Annotated in this window: 14 protein-coding genes and 1 other RNA gene; 2 read left to right on the forward strand and 13 right to left on the reverse strand. The window is 66.0% G+C overall.

Going from position 1 to position 15,140, the window contains the following annotated elements; translation table 11 throughout:
- Nucleotides 1-157: 157 nt before the first annotated feature.
- A complete protein-coding gene (gene ssb, locus AAIL68_RS16440; protein ID WP_347140823.1) occupies nt 158-658 on the reverse strand; it encodes a single-stranded DNA-binding protein in 501 nt (166 codons plus the stop codon).
- 211 nt (nt 659-869) lie between these two features.
- Here ssb and AAIL68_RS16445 point away from each other — a divergent pair, with 211 nt between their 5' ends.
- Entirely contained in the window at nt 870-1,454 is a 585-nt protein-coding gene (locus AAIL68_RS16445; protein ID WP_347140836.1) for a lytic transglycosylase domain-containing protein, read from the forward strand.
- Between the two features lie 49 nt (nt 1,455-1,503).
- Here AAIL68_RS16445 and AAIL68_RS16450 read toward each other — a convergent pair whose 3' ends face one another.
- The 3 genes from AAIL68_RS16450 to scpA all read right to left on the reverse strand — a co-directional run bounded on the left by AAIL68_RS16450 (nt 1,504) and on the right by scpA (nt 6,453).
- Entirely contained in the window at nt 1,504-2,808 is a 1,305-nt protein-coding gene (locus AAIL68_RS16450; protein WP_347140837.1) for a homoserine dehydrogenase, read from the reverse strand.
- Between the two features lie 601 nt (nt 2,809-3,409).
- Nucleotides 3,410-4,225, reverse strand: coding sequence for a glycosyl transferase (locus AAIL68_RS16455; protein WP_347140824.1), 816 nt, complete (start codon nt 4,223-4,225; stop codon nt 3,410-3,412).
- Between the two features lie 92 nt (nt 4,226-4,317).
- On the reverse strand, nt 4,318-6,453 hold the full coding sequence (scpA, locus tag AAIL68_RS16460; protein ID WP_347140825.1) for a methylmalonyl-CoA mutase: 2,136 nt from the start codon (nt 6,451-6,453) through the stop codon (nt 4,318-4,320).
- A 57-nt stretch (nt 6,454-6,510) separates the two neighbouring features.
- On the opposite strand from scpA, the gene AAIL68_RS16465 reads away from it, so the two are divergent.
- On the forward strand, nt 6,511-7,014 hold the full coding sequence (locus tag AAIL68_RS16465) for a DUF4174 domain-containing protein (RefSeq protein ID WP_347140826.1): 504 nt from the start codon (nt 6,511-6,513) through the stop codon (nt 7,012-7,014).
- 89 nt (nt 7,015-7,103) lie between these two features.
- Here AAIL68_RS16465 and AAIL68_RS16470 read toward each other — a convergent pair whose 3' ends face one another.
- The 9 genes from AAIL68_RS16470 to AAIL68_RS16510 all read right to left on the reverse strand — a co-directional run bounded on the left by AAIL68_RS16470 (nt 7,104) and on the right by AAIL68_RS16510 (nt 15,125).
- Nucleotides 7,104-7,781, reverse strand: coding sequence for a hypothetical protein (locus AAIL68_RS16470; protein WP_347140827.1), 678 nt, complete (start codon nt 7,779-7,781; stop codon nt 7,104-7,106).
- Entirely contained in the window at nt 7,778-9,775 is a 1,998-nt protein-coding gene (locus AAIL68_RS16475) for an acetyl/propionyl/methylcrotonyl-CoA carboxylase subunit alpha (protein WP_347140829.1), read from the reverse strand. Before AAIL68_RS16475 ends, AAIL68_RS16470 begins: the two co-directional genes overlap by 4 nt.
- A gap of 99 nt (nt 9,776-9,874) precedes the next feature.
- Nucleotides 9,875-10,087, reverse strand: coding sequence for a hypothetical protein (locus tag AAIL68_RS16480; protein ID WP_347140830.1), 213 nt, complete (start codon nt 10,085-10,087; stop codon nt 9,875-9,877).
- Nucleotides 10,088-10,144: 57 nt separating this feature from the next.
- Nucleotides 10,145-10,390, reverse strand: coding sequence for a hypothetical protein (locus tag AAIL68_RS16485; RefSeq protein ID WP_347140831.1), 246 nt, complete (start codon nt 10,388-10,390; stop codon nt 10,145-10,147).
- 127 nt (nt 10,391-10,517) lie between these two features.
- Complete coding sequence (locus tag AAIL68_RS16490) at nt 10,518-10,940, reverse strand: hypothetical protein (protein ID WP_347140833.1); 423 nt, start codon at nt 10,938-10,940, stop codon at nt 10,518-10,520.
- A gap of 87 nt (nt 10,941-11,027) precedes the next feature.
- Nucleotides 11,028-11,171, reverse strand: a complete 144-nt coding sequence (locus AAIL68_RS16495) for a hypothetical protein (RefSeq protein ID WP_347140834.1) — start codon at nt 11,169-11,171, stop codon at nt 11,028-11,030.
- A 205-nt stretch (nt 11,172-11,376) separates the two neighbouring features.
- Nucleotides 11,377-12,909, reverse strand: a complete 1,533-nt coding sequence (locus AAIL68_RS16500; RefSeq protein WP_347140835.1) for an acyl-CoA carboxylase subunit beta — start codon at nt 12,907-12,909, stop codon at nt 11,377-11,379.
- 169 nt (nt 12,910-13,078) lie between these two features.
- An RNA gene (ffs, locus tag AAIL68_RS16505) (signal recognition particle sRNA small type) lies at nt 13,079-13,177 on the reverse strand.
- Nucleotides 13,178-13,217: 40 nt separating this feature from the next.
- Nucleotides 13,218-15,125 (reverse strand): bifunctional 2',3'-cyclic-nucleotide 2'-phosphodiesterase/3'-nucleotidase, encoded by a 1,908-nt coding sequence (locus AAIL68_RS16510; RefSeq protein ID WP_347140839.1) that lies wholly within the window; start codon nt 15,123-15,125, stop codon nt 13,218-13,220.
- Between the last annotated feature and the right edge of the window lie 15 nt (nt 15,126-15,140).

The raw sequence follows: 15,140 nt of genomic DNA on the forward strand, positions 1-15,140 counted from the left end.
GGTAGGCCAGCGCCCGCCGGTGGCGGGGCGGACACTGGCCGGGCCCTTGGGGCCCGGCGGTGTGGGTGGCTAAGTCACGACGTGGCGAAGCAATGGCCTTCGCCAGATCAAAGGCAGCGCATCACAAGCAAGCCTTGAATGCGCGCCCTCCTTCCGATCAGAACGGGATTTCGTCGTCGTAATCGCTGCGGCTGCCGCCACCACCCTGGCTGCCGCCGCCACTGGACGAACCGCCCCGGTCGTAGTCGTCATAACCGCCGCCGCCAAAGCCGCCGCTGTCGCGCCCGCCGCCCGAACCGCCGCCGTCGCGGCCGTCCAGCATCTGAAGCGTGCCGTTGAAGCCGCGCAGCACCACCTCGGTCGTGTAGCGGTCCTGGCCGGACTGGTCCTGCCATTTGCGGGTTTCCAGCTGGCCCTCGACATAGACCTTGCTGCCCTTCTTCAGGAAACGCTCGACCACGTTGACCAGGCCCTCGGACATGATGGCGACGCTGTGCCATTCGGTCCGTTCCTTGCGTTCGCCCGTGTTGCGGTCCTTCCACTGTTCCGACGTGGCGATGCGCAGGTTCGCCACCTTGCCGCCGTTCTGGAAGGTGCGGATTTCGGGATCGCGGCCCAGATTGCCGATCAGGATGACCTTGTTGACGCTGCCTGCCATGGGCTGGCTCCTTGAAATGTGTCCTTGGCCCCTGATCTAGCGCAGCCCCCCGCGCGATGCAAATGCGCGGTTTGGCGCCTATGGCCTGCCCCGGCTGCGAAAAGCCATGCTGGCGATGCGGCCCGTTTTCTGTATAGTCCCGTCCAAACCCATAACAACGAGGGACGGGGGCATGACGTTCTTCCCAACCATCAAGGCGGGTCTTTGCGCGATGCTGATCGCAGGCCTGGCCTTGCCAGCCGGGGCCGAGGGGTTGCGCCTGTCGGGCAGTTCATCGAAATCGCGCGCCGAACAGTTCGCCCGCCAGACGCGCCTGATGGATTCGCGCCTGGCCGGGCAATACCAGCAATCAGCGCGATTGCAGCCCCGTGGCCGCAATACCAGTTCGGTCGAGATCCAGTTGTCGGCGAACATCCCGGCCTATCGCGGCAAGCGCAGCGACTTCATCCCCCACGCCCGCGCCGCCGCGCGCAAATACGGCATCCCCGAGGATCTGTTCCTGCGGCTTGTCCAGCAGGAATCGGGCTGGAACCCGCGCGCCCGGTCGCACAAGGGCGCCACGGGCCTGGCGCAGCTGATGCCGGGAACGGCCGCGAAGCTGGGCGTCAATCCGCATGACCCGGTGCAGAACCTGCATGGCGGGGCACGCTATCTGCGGATGATGTACAACCAGTTCGGCAACTGGAACCTGGCCCTTGCGGCCTACAACGCCGGGCCGGGCGCGGTCCAGAAATACGGCGGCATCCCCCCCTATCGCGAAACCCGCAACTATGTGCGGATCATCGCAGGAAGCTGAAACCTGCCTGCAATGGAATGAAACGGGGGCCCTGCGGCCCCCTTTTTCGTCAGACTTCCTCGATCCGCAATTCGACAGGCTCACCCGCCAGGACGCCGGTGCGGGGCAGGGCCTCGATGGCGAAGTCGATGGCTTCGGGCGTGGTCTTGTGGGTGACGACCAGAACCGGCACGCTGTCCGGGCTGTGCTGCCCGTATTGGCGCATCCGGTCGATGGAAATCCCCGCATCGCCCAGGACCGTCGCCACCTTGGCAAGCGCGCCCGGCTTGTCCTGCAGTTCCAGCCGGATGTAATAGGCCGCCGGAACCGCCGTCCGGGCAGGCTGCGCCGCCTTCAGCGCCGTCGCAGGCTGGCCGAAGACCGGCAGGCGCACGCCACGCGCGATTTCCACGATGTCCGACAGGACGGCGCTGGCGGTCGGCCCTTCGCCCGCACCCGCGCCGCGCAGGACAAGCTGGCCCACGCTGTCGCCTTCGACCACGACCATGTTGGTGCCGCCCACCAACTGGCCCAGGGGGCTGTCGGCGGGCACAAGGCAGGGTGACATGCGCTGTTCCAGCCCGCGCGGCGTCATCTGCGCCACGCCCAGCAGCTTGATCTTGTAGCCCATGTCGGCGGCGCGGCGGATGTCGTCGATGCTGACGCGCTCGATCCCCTCGATCTCGACGGCGTCGAAATTGACCTGCGTGCCGAAGGCGATGGAGGACAGGATCGACAGCTTGTGGCCCGCGTCGATGCCGCCCACGTCCAGCGTCGGATCGGCCTCAAGATAGCCAAGCTGGCGGGCTTCCTCGAAGACCGACTCATAGGGGAGGCCCGCGCTTTCCATCCGCGTCAGGATATAGTTGCAGGTGCCGTTCATCACGCCCATGACGCGGCGGATCTCGTTGCCCGCCAGCGATTCCGTCATCGCCTTGATGACGGGGATGCCGCCCGCTACCGCCGCCTCGAACCGCAGGGTGCGGCCCAAGCCCTCGGCCAGTTCCGCAAGCGCCTGGCCGTGGACGGCCAGCAGCGCCTTGTTCGCGGTCACGACATCCTTGCCCGACCTCAAGGCGGCCTCGATGCTGTCCTTGGCAATGCCCGCATCACCGCCCACCAGTTCCACGAAGACATCCACGTCATCGGCGGTGGCAACCGCCATCGGGTCGTCTTCCCAGCGATAGGACGACAGGTCCGCGTCGCGGTTCTTGCGCTTGTCCCGCGCGCTGATGGCTGTGATCGCCACGGGACGGCCCGTCCGGCGCGCCAGAAGATCGGCGTGTTTCTGGACGATCTTGACGACACCGATCCCGACGGTGCCGAGCCCGGCAATGCCTAGTCTCAAGGAATCGGGGCGGAGGGGGGACGACATGAAAGCCTCTTGTCTAGGGTCGCCTGCTGTTAGCGCGGGCAGCAGCATCATGCAACGAGTCAGGCGCCTTCCCCGTCCTTGTCTTCGTATCCCGCCCATTCGCCGTCGATGCCGGTTCCGCGCATGATCGACACGACCCGGCGCGCGGCGCGCGGCGCGCAGCGTATCGGCATGGATCGCCAGGATGGCGGCGGAGTCCATTTCGCCGGGATAGCGTTCGCCCTTGGTGTTGATGAAGGTCGGAAGCCAGTGGCCGGGCTTGCGGCCGGGGCGCCAGGATGCGTGGCACAGCAAGTTGCGGCTGATGCGGATCGCCCGCAGGTCTTCCGCAAGTTCCTGCCGCCCGTCGATCCCCGCCTGCCTCATCGCGGCGGCGAAGCTGTCGATCAGCGTGCCCAGCGTGTCGTCGGCGATCTCCTCCATCCGGCGCAGCCAGTGCTGCAGGGCCTCGTCGCTGACCTCGGCGCCCAGTTCCTTGCGGGTCAGTGAAAAGATCGCCCGCTTCAGCGCCTCTTCCAGGAAGCCGAAGCCCGATACGGCGTGCCCGATGGCCGCCGCCATCTCCTCTGACAGACGGTCCGGGGCGCGGGGCAGGGCCATGCTATTCGCGCCACAGGTCTTTGACCCAGGTCGCGGGCAGCAGGTAATGGCGCAGGTGCTTGGACAGGCTTTCCTTGCGCTTGCCGGAAAAGGTTGCGCGCAGGTGATCCAGCGGCGGGCGATGCTGCTCTTCCTCATGCCAGCGGCCGGCAATGGCATCGGGAGGGTTCAGGTTGCCCGCGAAGATCACGATACGGCTGTTCTTCGGCACCTTCGGTTCGCGCAAGTAATTCAGCGGGAAGGGCGGGACCGAGTGCATGCGGAAATGCGCCAGCCAGCCGCGCGGCCAGAACCTGACCCCGCCCGGCGCATTGCGGGTGACGAAACGCTGCTCGTACTTGTACTTGTCCGCCACGCCCTGCGGATCGGCGCGGAACATGTCCTGCAAGGGCGCCAGCTTGCCGACCCGCATCCGATAGACCGAGGTCTGGCCCAGCCGCTCCAGCGGCGTGTTCGGGTTGCGCCCCAGGATCGTGTCGTCGGGATCGCCATAGGTGAAGAACGGATCCAGGTTGCCGGTGATGATGACATCCAGATCCAGGAACAGCACCACGCCCGACACATCGCCCAGATCGCCCCACAGTCGCGACTTCGGCCACTTGCCGCGCGTGTTGACGGGCGCCTGGTATTCGAAGACGGGCAGGGGCCGGACGGCAATGTCTGGATGCAGGCCCGTGCCGTCATCGGTAAAGCAGAACAGCCGGAAGGGCGGGGTGATGTTGCGGCGGATCATCCCGTAGAGGCGGTTCGCGTATTCCGGCCCGAACTTCGTGCCCCACTTGATGCAGATGATCTGCTTGATTTCCGGCGCGTCCATCGGCCTTCCCCTTGTTCACGCGCACCGTTTCACAGCGGCGGAACCAAGGCAATCTCCTTTGCCCTGGTCCCGCAGCGACTGCACGGCGCAGGTCACGCCGCGCGGCTTTCCCGGATCAGCCGCAGGATGTCGGCAGCAGCGATGGGGATGTTGGTGCCCGGACCGAAGATCGCCTTCACGCCCGCGTTTTTCAGGTAGTCATAGTCCTGCTGCGGGATCACGCCGCCGCAGATGACCAGGATGTCGCCCGCGCCCTGGGCCTTCAGCGCCTCGATCAGCTTGGGGGCCAGCGTCTTGTGGCCCGCCGCCTGCGAACTGATCCCCACCACATGCACGTCGTTGTCCACGGCGTCCTGGGCCGCTTCCTCGGGCGTCTGGAACAAGGGCCCCACGTCCACGTCGAAACCGATATCGGCGAAGGCCGTGGCGATCACCTTGGCGCCCCGGTCATGGCCGTCCTGGCCCATCTTGACGACCAGCATCCGGGGGCGGCGGCCTTCCTGTTCGGCAAAGGCCTCCACATCGCGCTGGATCTGCGCGAAGCCCTCGTCTCCTTCATAGGCCGCGCCATAGACCCCGGCCAGGGTCTTCACCTCGGCCCGGTGGCGGCCCCATTCCCTTTCCATCGCCATGCTGATTTCCCCAACGGTTGCACGGGCGCGGGCGGCCTCGACGGCGGCCTCCAGCAGGTTGCCGCCCTCACGCGCGCGGCGGCTGATCTCATCCAGCGCGGCTTGGGCTGCGCTTTCGTCGCGCGTCTGGCGGATGCGGTTCAGGCGGGCGATCTGGCTGTCGCGCACCGCCATGTTGTCGATGTCCAGGATGTCGATCGGATCCTCGCGGTCCTTGCGATACTTGTTGACGCCGACGATCACCTCCTCGCCCCGGTCGATCTGGGCCTGGCGGCGGGCGGCGGTTTCCTCGATCCGCAGCTTGGGCATTCCGGTGGCGACCGCCTTGGTCATGCCGCCCAGTTCCTCGACCTCCTCGATCAGCGCCCAGGCTTTTTCGGCCAGTTCCGCCGTCAGGCTTTCGATGTAGTAGGATCCCGCCAGCGGATCGACGACATGGGTGATGCCGGTTTCCTCCTGCAGGATCAGCTGCGTGTTCCGCGCGATGCGGGCGCTGAACTCGGTCGGCAGGGCGATGGCTTCGTCCAAGGCGTTGGTGTGCAGCGACTGCGTGCCGCCAAGCGCCGCCGACATCGCCTCATAGGCGGTGCGGATCACGTTGTTGTAGGGATCCTGTTCCTGCAAGCTGACGCCCGAGGTTTGGCAATGCGTCCGCAGCATCAGGGACGACGCCTTCTTGGGCGCGAATTCCGTCATGATCCGGTGCCACAGCAGGCGCGCCGCGCGCAGCTTGGCGATCTCCATGAAGAAGTTCATGCCGATGGCGAAGAAGAAGGACAGCCGGCCCGCGAACTGGTCCACGTCCATGCCGGCGCTCAGGGCCGCACGGACATATTCGCGCCCGTCGGCCAGCGTATAGGCCAGTTCCTGCACCAGGTTCGCGCCCGCTTCCTGCATGTGATAGCCGGAAATCGAGATCGAGTTGAACTTCGGCATCTCGTTCGAGGTGTATTCGATGATGTCCGCGATGATCCGCATCGAAGGCTCGGGCGGATAGATATAGGTGTTGCGGACCATGAACTCCTTGAGGATGTCGTTCTGGATCGTGCCCGACAGCACGGCGCGGGAATGGCCCTGTTCTTCCCCGGTCACGATGAAGTTCGCCAGGATCGGGATCACCGCGCCGTTCATGGTCATCGACACCGAGACCTTGTCCAGCGGGATGCCGTCGAACAGGATCTTCATATCCTCGACCGAATCGATGGCGACACCGGCCTTGCCCACGTCGCCCACCACGCGCGGATGGTCGCTGTCATAGCCCCGGTGCGTCGCCAGGTCGAAGGCGACCGACACGCCCTGCTGACCGGCGGCCAAGGCCTTGCGATAGAAGGCGTTGGATTCCTCGGCGGTGGAAAAGCCCGCATATTGGCGGATGGTCCAGGGGCGGCCCGCATACATCGTGGCGCGCGGGCCGCGCGTGAAGGGCGCGATGCCCGGCAGGCTGCCCAGATGCTCAAGGCCCTCCAGGTCGGCTTCGGTATAGAGCGGCTTGACCGGGATGCCTTCCAGCGTGTTCCAGGTCAGGCTGTCGGGATCCACGCCCTTCAGTTCCTTTGCCGCCAGCTTCTGCCAGTCGTCCAGCGTGGGTTTCGTCATGATCCATCCTTTCGCACGGCGCGGGCTGCCCTATATTCAGGGCAGGAAGGGGTGCCGATGAAGTTGAAATTGCTGATAGTTGCGATGCTGCTTGCCGCCATGGGACCGGCGCGAGAGGCGCCTCCGCCAACGGTCCGGCCGCAGCCCGCCAGCCCCGAGGAAGTTGCGACATCCGCGCCCGAGCCTGCCCGGCCCGAATTGCGCATCCTGTCCGCGCCTGATGCCGAACCGGCCGATTTCCTGTGGACGGCCCGCCCGGTCGTGGTCTTTGCCGATACGCCGAACGATCCTGCCTTCCGCGAACAGATGCGCGTGCTGGAAGGACGGAACGAGGCGCTGATCGAACGCGACGTGGTGGTCATCACCGACAGCGACCCGCAGGCCGACAGCGCCTGGCGCCGGCAGTTGCACCCGCGCGGCTTTTCGCTGGTCATCATCGACAAGGACGGGCAGGTGAAACAGCGCCGCCCGCTGCCCTGGGACGTGCGCGAGATTAGCCGCGCCATCGACAAGCTGCCCCTGCGCCGCCAGGAAATCGGCCGGGCGGGGCTTTTGCCGTGAGTGTTGAAAACCCAAGCGCTCCCACCTATATTCGGAACGAAGGACAAGGAGGTTCGACATGAGCACGACATCCTACAACCCACCCCCGATCACTGGCCGAACCGGCCCGATGCCGGGCTATTCCCGGCGCTGAGCCGCGCTTTTTCGGACTCGATCCATGACGTGACGCCCGCTTTGGTTTCCGCAAGGCGGGCATTTTGCTGCGAATCGACCAGGCGCGCGACGGCCTCGCTGCCGCCGGTCAGATGGGCCAGCAGGAATTCCATCGCCTTTTCGCCAAGCTCGATCGCCTCGATCTTCATTTCGATATAGTGGCGATACATCCGCGCCGCGCGGGCTGCGTCCAGATGGGCGATGTCCACCGCCCGCAGATCCGCGATCATCGCGCCGATGGTGGCAAGCTGGTTGTAGTAACGCACCACCGGATCGACGACCCGAAACGGCAGGACGTGGATCTCCTCGACGATGGCGGTGAACAGGCGGTCATTGTGTTCGGTCGGAATCACCGGGAAGAAGCCGCTCCCCTTCAGGATCAACGCCTCGATTTCCGCACCATAGCGGGGCAGGTTCTGGCTTTTCAGCGTCGCGACATGGACACGGATTTCGGCATAAAGCGCCCCCTGCACGTCGCGGACGCGTTCGGCCCGCGCCGCCCGATCCCGCCGCGCGCTGAGGACATGCGTCACCACCCAGCCACCCGCCACCACCGCGCCGCCGATCATGGCGGCGACGACGCGCGGGTCAGTCAGGGCGGCGGCGAAGCTCACTCGAACTCCATGATCACGTCATCGACCTTGAGGCTCTGGCCCGCCTCGGCGTTCACCGACTTGACCACGCCCTTGCGTTCGGCGCGCAGCATGTTTTCCATCTTCATCGCCTCGACCGTGGCAAGCGCCTGGCCTTCCTGCACCTCGTCTCCGGGCGCGACATTCACCCGGACCACCAGACCCGGCATGGGGCAGAGCAGGAATTTGGACGTATCGGGCGGCAGCTTTTCGGGCATCAGCCGGACCAGTTCGGCGGTTCGGGGGCGGCGGACCTGGACCTTCAGGTCGGCGCCGCGCGTGCGCAGGCGGAAACCGGCGGGGATCTTGTCCACCTTCAGGACCAGCGGGCGGCCATCGACGGTCAGGTGCGCCAGGGTCTGGCCGGGCTTCCAGTCGCTTTCCACGCGCAGGTCGCGGCCGTTCACGGCAACGGTGGCACCGTCGCGGTCGGCGCGGATCCGTGCGGGGATTTCCCGGCCGTTGACGAAGACCACCCAGTTCTCGCCCACGCGGCGTTCGTGGTTGTCCAGCCGCCCGCTGATCCGGGTGCGGCGGATTTCGGCGACGCGGTGCATGGCGGAGGCTGCGGCAGCCACGCGGGCCAGTTCATCGTCGGGCAGGGACGCGCCTTGGAAGCCTTCGGGATATTCCTCGGCGATGAAGGCGGTGGTGATGTCACCCGCGACGAATTTCGGATGGTCCATGACGGCGGACAGGAAGGGCAGGTTGTGGCCGATCCCTTCCACCTCGAATTCGTCCAGAGCCACGCGCATCGCCTCGATGGCCTGATCGCGCGACGGGGCCCAGGTGCAAAGCTTGGCGATCATCGGGTCATAGAACATGCTGATCTCGCCCCCCTCGAAGACGCCGGTGTCGTTGCGGACCACATGGGCGTCGTCCGCGACCTCGGCCGGCGGGCGATAGCGGGTCAGCCGCCCGATCGAGGGCAGGAAGTTGCGATAGGGATCCTCGGCGTAAAGGCGGCTTTCCATGGCCCAGCCGTTGATCTTCAGGTCCGACTGCGCAAAGGGCAGGGGCTCGCCCGCCGCGACGCGGATCATCTGTTCCACCAGGTCGATGCCGGTAATCAGTTCCGTCACCGGATGTTCCACCTGCAACCGGGTGTTCATTTCCAGGAAGTAGAAGTTCTTCTGCCCGTCCACGATGAATTCCACCGTGCCCGCGCTTGTATAGCCCACGGCCTTGGCGAGCGCGACCGCCTGCTCGCCCATGGCCTTGCGGGTCGCCTTGTCCAGGAAGGGCGAGGGCGCTTCCTCGATGACCTTCTGGTTGCGGCGCTGGATCGAACATTCGCGTTCGTGCAGATAGACCGCGTTGCCGTGCTTGTCTGCCAGCACCTGGATTTCGATGTGGCGCGGCTGGGTCACGAATTTCTCGATGAAGATGCGGTCGTCGCCGAAGCTGCTGGCAGCCTCGTTGCGCGAAGACTCAAACCCCTCGCGGGCTTCCTGCGCGGTCCAGGCGATGCGCATCCCCTTGCCGCCGCCGCCCGCGCTGGCCTTGATCATCACCGGATAGCCGATCTGGTCGCTGATCCGCACCGCTTCCTCGGCATCCGCGATCAGGCCCATATAGCCCGGAACGGTGGACACGCCCGCGTCCTGGGCGATCTTCTTCGAGGTGATCTTGTCGCCCATGGCCTCGATGGCGGAACTGGGCGGGCCTACGAAGATGACGCCTTCGCGCTCCAGGGCCTCGGCGAACTTCATGTTCTCGGACAGGAAGCCATAGCCGGGATGGACGGCCTCGGCGCCGGTCTGGCGGATAGCGTCCATGATCCTGTCGATCACGATATAGGACTGGTTCGCGGGGGGCGGGCCGATATGGACGGCCTCGTCGGCCATCCTGACATGCAGGGCGTTGCGGTCGGCGTCGGAATAGACGGCGACGGTGGCGATGCCCATCTTGCGGGCGGTCTTGATAACGCGGCAGGCGATCTCGCCCCGGTTGGCGATCAGGATCTTCTTGAACATGGGCCCCCCCGGCCAGGCATGAAAAAGCCGCCCGAAGGCGCGCGGCCCCGGACGGCGATAACAGTGTCACGGCGCGGCAGGCGCGCCGGGTTCAGGTCGTTACTGGCAGAGCGCCACGTCGTTGCACAGCGCACCGGCAGCGCCGCCGATGGCCGCGCCCTTGAGGACGTTGTGCCCGCCGACGCTGGCAACGGTCGCGCCGACGCCCGCGCCGATAAGGGCGCGGTCGGTGTCGGTCGGGTTGATGCCCTGGGTGCAACCTGCAACGGCGGTTGCGCCGACAAGGGCGGCGATGGCAAGAAACTTGGACATTGGGGTCTTCCTGTCGTGTGATTGGCTGGACCGGAACGCCCGTCCAGCCGGTCAGGTTCAGTAACGACGCTGGCAGACGCCGGCGTCGTCGCACAGCGCGCCGCCCACGGCGCCGATGGCCGCGCCGGTCGCGATATCCTCGTCCAGGGCCTTGGCGATGACGGCACCGGCGACGGCACCGCCAGCGGCGCGCTGCGCGTCAGGCGAGACGCCGCCCATGCCATAGCCGCCCTGGTCGCAGGCAGCGAGGCCGAGGAGAAGGAAAGCGCCGCCAGCAATGCGGGTGAACGTCGAGGTTTGCATGAAGTCTTGCCTGTATTGTGGGCCGCATCGGCGGCCGGTGAAAGGTCATGAACGACTATCGCATAGCCGCAAGGAACGTCAAACTGACATGCGTGTGAGATCAACGCCCTAGGCAGCAAGTCGCGCATCATCGACGGTCCGATCCCTCGTCCTCGTCGCCGTCGTCCCAATCATCGTCGTCCCATCCGAAATCGGGCGGGCTGTCGGGGGCGAAGAGCTCGGGAAACGACGCCTCGGCGGCGGCCATGTCCACCTGCAGCAACTGGTCGTAATCGGCGGGGTCGAAGGGGCCGACCGCCTTGACCTCGCGCCCGATCAGCCAGCCCAGACGGCCCGCGTCCAGGTTGCCGCGAACGAACGGCTCCTCGCCGAAATGCTCGATCAAGGCGGCCAGAAAACCCGCGTCGGCGCGGCGGTCGGCGGCCTTGCGGTCGCGGAAGCGTTCGCGCCGGGTGATCGGCGTCGCGCCCTTCTTGCGGTTTTCGCGCCGGATGACGAATTGAAAATCGGTGCCGGGAAGACGCCCCGGAAAGCCACGGTGCTTCAGCATGATGCCCCCTTGATGCTGGGGCGGGGCTGGGCCGGGCCGGAAAGTCGCGGGCAGCCAGACCGCCCGCGCCATGAAAACCGGACGGTCTTACGAGCCGTACTTGTTGGTGTAAACCGGCTCGGTCGTGACCGGGTTCGCGGTGGGCACGTAAACCTCGGGCTCTGCTGCCTGACGCTGGCACGCAGCGAAAGCCGACACCAGCACGAGGCCGAGGATGATCTTCTTCGACATATTGTCACGCTCCTGTAAAGCGGGCGCGGCTGCGCCCGTCTGCTCGGGTCCTGGGGGATGTCTTCAAGCACCGCCCCGCCGCGCATGATAACGGTGCCGCAGGGGCGCAGACAGCCGGGCAGGGCGGCACGGGACAAATGTCCCCCGTCCTGTGGCCGGACTGCATCATTCACGCCTTTGTGCAACAGCATGGAAAACCCGGACCTTACAAGGGAATGTTGTCGTGCTTCTTCCAGGGATTCGACAGCCGCTTGCCGCGCAGGCTGGCCAGCGCGCGGGCCACGCGCCTGCGGGTCGAGCGGGGTTGGATCACCTCGTCGATGAAGCCCTTTTCGGCGGCGACGAAGGGGTTTGCAAAGCGGTCCTCATAGTCCTTCGTGCGCGCCGCGATCTTGTCGGGATCGCCCAACTCGCTGCGATACAGGATCTCGACCGCGCCCTTGGCGCCCATCACGGCGATCTCGGCCGTGGGCCAGGCATAGTTGAAATCGCCCCGAAGGTGCTTGGACGCCATCACGTCATACGCCCCGCCATAGGCCTTGCGGGTGATGACCGTCACCTTCGGCACCGTCGCCTCGCCATAGGCGAACAGCAGTTTGGCGCCGTGCTTGATGACGCCGCCATATTCCTGACCCGTGCCCGGCAGGAAGCCCGGCACGTCCACGAAGGTCAGGATCGGGATTTCGAAAGCGTCGCAGAAGCGCACGAAACGTGCGGCCTTGCGGCTGCTGTCGATATCCAGGCAGCCTGCCAGCACCATCGGCTGGTTGGCGACGACGCCCACGGTGCGGCCCTCGATGCGGATGAAGCCCACGATGATGTTGCCCGCGAAGTCGCGCTGGATTTCGTAGAAGTCGCCCTCGTCCGCGACCTTCACGATCAGTTCCTTCATGTCATAGGGCTGGTTCGGGTTGTCGGGGATCAGCGTGTCCAGGCTTTCCTCGACCCTCGCGGGGTCGTCGAAGAAGGGACGCACCGGCGCCTTGTCGCGGTTGTTCAGCGGCAAGAAGTCGAACAGGCGGCGGATTTCGGTCAGCGCCTCGACATCGTCTTCAAACGCGCCATCCGCGACCGAGGATTTCTTCGTATGGGTGGAGGCGCCGCCAAGCTGTTCGGCGGTCACGACCTCGTTCGTGACGGTCTTGACCACGTCGGGGCCGGTCACGAACATGTAGGAGGTGTCCTTCACCATGAAGATGAAGTCGGTCATGGCGGGCGAATAGACCGCGCCGCCCGCGCAGGGCCCCATGATGACGCTGATCTGCGGCACCACGCCGGATGCCATGATGTTGCGTTGGAACACGTCGGCATAGCCTGCCAGGGAGGCCACGCCTTCCTGGATGCGCGCGCCGCCCGAATCGTTCAGCCCGATCACCGGCGCGCCGTTCTGCATCGCCATGTCCATGATCTTGCAGATCTTCTGCGCGTGCGTTTCGGACAGCGACCCGCCGAAGACGGTGAAGTCCTGGCTGAACACATAGACCATGCGCCCGTTGATCGTGCCCCAGCCGGTCACGACGCCGTCGCCGTAGGGGCGGTCGGCCTCCATCCCGAAATCGGTGGAACGGTGCGCCACGAACATGTCGAATTCCTCGAAGCTGTCCTCGTCCAGAAGCACTTCGATCCGTTCGCGCGCGGTCAACTTGCCACGGGCGTGCTGCGCGTCGATGCGCCGCTGGCCGCCGCCAAGGCGGGCCTGCGCGCGGCGGCTTTCCAGTTCCTGCAGAATATCCTTCATGGCGGCACCCCCATTTCGCAGGTGCAGCGTAGTCAGAGCCTCAAAGCTAGGAAAGCAAAATTGAGAAAATTTGCAAATTAAATTATGATATCGCAGCGAAAACTGAAAACCTGCAAACTGTGCGCTCAGAACAAGGTGCTGGCGGAAAAATCTGCAATATAGGGGAAGGGGGTGAGAGGCTGGACAACGACCCAAGCGGGGCTCGTTACGGCTGCTACCTTCCGGTCCTGACCGGGTTGGCGAGGCGCCTGCCCGCGCCAACCTCTCGGGGGACTAGATAGTCCGGTTGGGTGCGCGTTGCAAGCCCGTCAGAGATAAAGACGGATCAGGGCGAAGCCCGTCCCGGTCTGGCCGACATGCTCCATGCGCCGGCCATGGCGAGCCGCAACATCGGCCAGCAGCGGAAGACCGCCGGGACCGGTCTCGAAAACGACCGAGGTTCCGGGCAGGGGGGCAAAGTGCCAGGCCGGGACCGGGTCGATCGAGACCCGGCGGCGCTGGCGCAGATAGTTGCGGATTACGTCGCGGGTCTGCGGGCCAAGAGCGATGGCCGAGGCCTTGCCCGCCACGATGCCCCCGAAAAGCCCGCATCCCGACAGGCGATAGGAGTTGGTGGCAAGCACGAAGCGATCCTTGTCCCCGATCGCGCGTCCCCGCCAGGTCAGGTCGCGGATACGGCCTCCGCCCGTGGGTGTCCCGTCGGCGCGGAAGGCGGCAGGGCGGGACAGGTCTATCCGCCAGCGGACATTCTGGACAACGTCGAACTGATAGGCGGGAAAGCAGGGATCGGTCAGGGGTTGGCCGGGCTCTCCGGGCCGGATCTGGTTGAACAGGCTTGCCGACCGCTCCAGCCAGCCCCGAAGCTCGGCCCCGGTGATCGGCAGCGCGCAGATGCGGTTCGGAAAGGAATAGATGTCGGTCAGGTTGCCCAGCCGCAGCCGCCCGGCCGCGACATCGGTGTAATGGAACGGACCGCCCCGCCCGCCAGCGCGGAACGGGGCGGCGGCCGACAGGACTGGCAGGCCTTCAAGCGAGGTTCCCTGCAGGCTTTTGCGCACGAACCAGCGTTGCGCCATGTTGACCAGCGTCACGGCGGGATCGATCCCGATCAGCGCGAAATAGCTGCTGATCCGCTGGGTGCTGGCGCCGATGCGGGTGCCGAGATGCGACAGCGTCAGGCGATGCGACGGGCCGACGGCCCGCAGGACGGCTGGGGCGACCGGCAGGCGGGCATCCACCGCCTCGCACGAAGAAGCGGCGCGCGAGAGGCGCCAGCCATGCGCGGAGTCGTGATGCAGCCGCATGTCGATCACCCCCAGGTGAGATCCGCCGAATCCCGGCATGACCGCAGGCTTGCCGCACAGCGTTCCTCCGACCGCGTCCACGCCCTCCATCGACGGTGATGGGGCGCTTCCCGGAAAGACCTCGTGCGTGTGTCCCGCGACAATCGCATCGATGCCGTCAACGGCCGCCAAGTGGGCTGCGACATTCTCGGACCCCGGTAGGGCGGGGCCTGGCGAGATCCCGCTATGGGCCAGGGCAATGACCAGATCCGCCCCTTCGGCCCGGATCAGCGGAACGACCCGGCGCGCTGTCGCAAGGATGTCGTCGCAGGTCATGTGCCCGGCCAGGCTGCTGTCCCAGGCCGTGGTTTGCGGCGGCAGGAACCCCACCAGACCGACCCGGAGGGTGAGGGGGCGGCCCCCTTCGGTCACGACCTGCCTTTGCAGGATGACATAGGCGGGAAAGTCCCCGCGCGCCTTGACCCGGAGATTGGCGGCCAGCAGGGGAAAGCGGGCCTGACGCGCTGCCGTCTGCAGGACATCCAGGCCGAACGAGAAGTCATGGTTGCCGATGGCGGCGGCGTCATAGCCCATCAGGTTCATCGCGGCGATGGCGGGATGAACCTTCCCGGACGACAGGGCGGCCCTGTCGCCCAGCGGCGTTCCCTGCAGAAAGTCGCCATTGTCCAGCAGCAGCGTGTTCGGGGCCTTGCTCCGGTGACGCTCGACCAGCGACGCCACCTGCCCCAGGCTTCCCTGGCCGCAAGGCCGATCGGCAAGATAGTCGTGGGGCAGGAGCTTCATGTGCATGTCGGTCGTGGCCAGGACACGCAAATGAACCGTTTCGCATGATCCCGCGGATGGAAGAACAGAAAGCCCGGCCTCGCTTGTTCCGTTCGACATCCGCAACTCCAGCACCGCCGCGCAACCCATCAGCGGCCGGACCAC

Source organism: Paracoccus sp. SSK6 (genome assembly GCF_039770665.1).
Taxonomy (GTDB): Bacteria; Pseudomonadota; Alphaproteobacteria; order Rhodobacterales; family Rhodobacteraceae; genus Paracoccus.

Bases quoted from the DNA above. Each gene is read 5' to 3' on its own strand.
- AAIL68_RS16445 (WP_347140836.1), top strand. From the start codon at position 870: ATGCTGATCGCAGGCCTGGCCTTGCCAGCCGGGGCCGAGGGGTTGCGC.
- AAIL68_RS16455 (WP_347140824.1), bottom strand. From the start codon at position 4,225: ATGGACGCGCCGGAAATCAAGCAGATCATCTGCATCAAGTGGGGCACG.
- AAIL68_RS16495 (WP_347140834.1), bottom strand. From the start codon at position 11,171: ATGTCGAAGAAGATCATCCTCGGCCTCGTGCTGGTGTCGGCTTTCGCT.
- AAIL68_RS16485 (WP_347140831.1), bottom strand. From the start codon at position 10,390: ATGCAAACCTCGACGTTCACCCGCATTGCTGGCGGCGCTTTCCTTCTC.
- AAIL68_RS16450 (WP_347140837.1), bottom strand. From the start codon at position 2,808: ATGTCGTCCCCCCTCCGCCCCGATTCCTTGAGACTAGGCATTGCCGGG.
- ssb (WP_347140823.1), bottom strand. From the start codon at position 658: ATGGCAGGCAGCGTCAACAAGGTCATCCTGATCGGCAATCTGGGCCGC.
- AAIL68_RS16480 (WP_347140830.1), bottom strand. From the start codon at position 10,087: ATGTCCAAGTTTCTTGCCATCGCCGCCCTTGTCGGCGCAACCGCCGTT.
- AAIL68_RS16500 (WP_347140835.1), bottom strand. From the start codon at position 12,909: ATGAAGGATATTCTGCAGGAACTGGAAAGCCGCCGCGCGCAGGCCCGC.
- AAIL68_RS16475 (WP_347140829.1), bottom strand. From the start codon at position 9,775: ATGTTCAAGAAGATCCTGATCGCCAACCGGGGCGAGATCGCCTGCCGC.
- AAIL68_RS16490 (WP_347140833.1), bottom strand. From the start codon at position 10,940: ATGCTGAAGCACCGTGGCTTTCCGGGGCGTCTTCCCGGCACCGATTTT.
- AAIL68_RS16465 (WP_347140826.1), top strand. From the start codon at position 6,511: ATGAAGTTGAAATTGCTGATAGTTGCGATGCTGCTTGCCGCCATGGGA.
- scpA (WP_347140825.1), bottom strand. From the start codon at position 6,453: ATGACGAAACCCACGCTGGACGACTGGCAGAAGCTGGCGGCAAAGGAA.
- AAIL68_RS16510 (WP_347140839.1), bottom strand. From the start codon at position 15,125: ATGGGTTGCGCGGCGGTGCTGGAGTTGCGGATGTCGAACGGAACAAGC.